General features: G+C 41.5%; 1 protein-coding gene. It reads right to left on the reverse strand.

Annotation, left to right across the window (positions count from 1 at the left end; genetic code table 11):
- Positions 1–660: 660 nt before the first annotated feature.
- Positions 661–3,447: a cation-translocating P-type ATPase gene (locus IM509_RS16735; protein ID WP_185236842.1), complete on the reverse strand. Its 2,787-nt coding sequence runs from the start codon at positions 3,445–3,447 to the stop codon at positions 661–663.
- Positions 3,448–3,766 lie beyond the last annotated feature (319 nt).

Genomic DNA, 3,766 nt, shown 5'->3' on the forward strand with positions numbered 1-3,766 from the left:
TACAGTGAGTTCTTTTCTTCTTCCGTGAATTCTAGGTTAATCATGTTTTTAATGAGTGCTTTGCTTCTAATTATGACTCTTAAACTATATTATTGTCCTTGAGTAAAAAATGCAAGTTGTAGCCGTGCAAAGTATATATAACCCACATTCCGCACCCTAAGCTGTCACAGAGAGAAATTACGGAGAGAAAAAATCAAAGTGAGCATAAAAATAAACATAAGGAGCGAAAAAAGGCATTTGAGAAACAGTAAAGCACCAAAAATGGCATCAAAACCTATTCTCAATAAGGAGCAATAAGAATTAACACCACCTAGAGGAGTCAACAGATAAATAAAAGAAGAAATCCAAGAGATAAATCATAATTTAGAATAATCAATTAAAGTAAAAAACTAAATTATAGACATAGTAAAATGGAGCTATAAATCAAAGATATTAGCTCATGTTCACTCATAGAAATTAAATTGATAGAGATAATAATTAGGGTTCTTCGTTACTTGGTATGGTTCAATAGGGGGGCATAAATCGACTAAATCCTTATCTGGCAAGAGTTCTATTGATTAGTTCGTTCTAGAGCAAAAACAATTGACAAAAATCGCATCAATGTCCTTACGGATTTAGTATCAGTTCACTGTTTACCGAACAATGAAAAAAGCCCCCCGATTATCGCCGATGATACCAACGGGTAAATAATTTTTCTAACTCCACCCAAACGAATAACAAGGTACTAAATCCCAAACAGATTAATAATTCTTCTTTAGTTAAAAATTGAGTACCGAAAAAATCTCGCAGAGCAGGAACATAGATTAACATCAGTTGAAAAATTGTCGTCAGGGTTACTGCTACCCAGAGATAGGGATTAGTCAAAGGATTCATTTCTATGGTAAGATGATCGCTCGATCGCACAGAAATGGCATGACCCATTTGAGCTAAACAGAGAGTAGTAAAAACCATAGTTTTCCATGAACCAGTATTACCAAAAAGCGGATCCAAGCGCACAGCGATAACCATTTGAGTGATATTAATAATCGAAAAAATAATCCCAATTCTCACGATATAAGTTCCCAAACCGCGAGCAAAAATACTTTCTTGGGGACTAAAAGGAGGGCGACGCATAATATTAGAAGAAGCGGGTTCCACTGCCAAAGCTAAAGCAGGTAAACCATCGGTAACTAAATTCATCCAGAGAATTTGTAGGGGAGTTAGGGGAGTAACTAAACCCAAAAGAGGCGAAGCAGCGATAGTAATTACTTCCCCGATATTACTGCCGAGAATATATTTAATAAAACTGCGAATATTGTTATAAACCACTCGCCCTTCTTCCGTAGCGGCGACGATGGTGGCAAAATTATCATCAAGGAGAATCATATCACTAGCCTCTTTGGTAACATCGGTGCCGGCGATTCCCATGGCAATGCCGATATCTGCTTGTTTCAAGGCCGGAGCATCATTCACCCCATCTCCAGTCATAGCAACAAATTTACCCTTTTTTTGCAAGGCGCGGACAATGGTTAATTTATGTTCGGGGGAGACACGGGCATAGATGTTAGTTTTGTCAATAAGGTTTTCTAGCTGAATTGGTGATAATTTATCTAATTCTTGCCCTGAGATGACTAAAGCTCCCGCTTGGGCAATACCAAGACTTTTAGCCACCGCTAGAGCAGTTAATTGATGATCGCCGGTGATCATAATCGGACGGATTCCCGCTTCTCGACACCTAGTCACGGCGATTTGTACCTCTGGTCGCGCTGCGTCGAGCATACCGACCATTCCTAGCCAAATTAGCTCATCTTCGCTGATTTCAGTTAATTCTGGTGGATAAAGCAGGTTTTTGTATGCCAATCCTAAGACTCGCAAACCCCTGTTAGCCATAGCATTGTTAGCGACTAAGACTTTTTCTTTTTCCCTATCCCCAAAAGGAAGACTTTCTAATCCCGATTGATAGGAGAGACATTGTTCAAGGATTAATTCTGGGGAACCTTTGGTAAATAGTACGGGATTGACTCCTTGACAAATGACCGACATTCGCTTTCTTTGGGAAGAAAAGGGGATTTCAGCGATTCTAGGGAACTCTTGCTTGGTTAGGGATAAATTTAAGCCCGCTTTCGCCCCTAAAACTAATAAGGCTCCTTCTGTGGGATCGCCTAAAATGCTATCGTGACCATTATCGAGGTATAAACTGGCATCGTTGCAGAGGACACTGGCAATTAAGAGATGATGTAATTCTAGATCGGTTTTGGGATCGATCGCCCGTTGCTCGGAGTCTAAAAATTGTCCTTTTGGGCTATATCCTTCCCCAGTAACTGAAAAATTACGATTAATTGTCTCTATCTCGCGTACAATCATTTTATTTTCCGTTAGCGTCCCAGTTTTGTCGGAACAGATCACATTAACGGAACCGAGGGTTTCTACTGCCGGCAGTTTACGAATCAAGGCCTGACGTTTAACCATGCGTTGAGTACCTAGGGCGAGCGTTAGGGTGATAACTGCGGGTAATCCTTCGGGAACGACGGCTACTGCCATACTAAGGGAAACTTCCACTAATTCCTCTAGGGCCGACCAACCGGCATTGATCAGGCCGATGGTAATAGTCAGGGCAACTAAAATGAGAGAACCAGCAACAAGGACATTACCCAAGTGAGTCATTCTTTTTTGGAGAGGAGTGGGTTCATTGCCGACTGTTGCTAACATTTGAGCGATTTTGCCTAATTCCGTTGTCATCCCCGTATTGGTAACGATGACCTTGGCCCGGCCTTGCAGTACCTCTGTTCCGGTAAAGACAAAATTTAAGCGATCGCCGAGGGGAGTATCTCTGTCTAAGGGGTCAATGGAGGCGGATTTATTAACACTATTTGCCTCTCCTGTCAAGGCCGATTCGCGAATTTGCAGGTTAAAAGCTTCGATAATTTGGCCGTCGGCACTGATTTGGGTTCCCGCTTCAATCAGCATGATGTCCCCGGGGACGAGATTAACCGCGTCTATTTCTCTGCGTTGACCCTCGCGGATAACATTAACTTGGGGAGAGGAGAGTTTTTTTAAAGCGGCCAGAGCTTTTTCGGCGCGACTTTCTTGCAGATAGCCGAGGATACCATTGAGGATGACAATTGTTAAGATAGCGATCGTATCTTTGAAGGGAACACCAATTTTAGCCAGATGACCGCGCTGTAATGCCAGTAAATCCAGTCCCCCGGAAATTATGGCCACGGCAATTAAGAGGAGGAGCATAATATTGGTAAACTGATCTAGGAGAATTTGCCAATTACTGCGCCCTGGACGTTCTTTTAGTTCATTTTTGCCATAATATTTAATTCTTTGGGCGATTTGCTCCCTATTGAGGCCATTAACAGCCGAACTACCGAGGATAGATAGGGTGGTTTCCACCGGATAGGTATGCCAAGCTTGTTGCAAGTTAAGGCTAGAATGGGCAGAATGGTCGGCATTAGCGGCCATGGCAAGTGAAGATAGTTGATCTAAATAGATCTTAGCCCTTTCTTTCCGGGGTCACAGGAAAAAAACAAATGCTTAAACTGGCTCTTCCCTGCTCATAGACAGTCTTAAGGAGTAGTGTAGATAAGTAGCTGGTTATAATTAAATTAAAAATGGATTTTAGGTTCGATCCCCCCTGCCCCCTAGGGTTGATTCATTTAAATTAAGTACAGCTAATTTTGAGTCAATAAATTTGACTGAAGATTCTCAATTTTATCTTTCTCTAACCAAAAGAGTTAGTCACAATAACTAATCTTTAATCCTCTGCCAAATTTATTATGAA

It is taken from the genome of Microcystis sp. M31BS1 (assembly GCF_020245285.1).
In the GTDB taxonomy this organism is placed as follows: Bacteria; Cyanobacteriota; Cyanobacteriia; order Cyanobacteriales; family Microcystaceae; genus Microcystis; species Microcystis panniformis.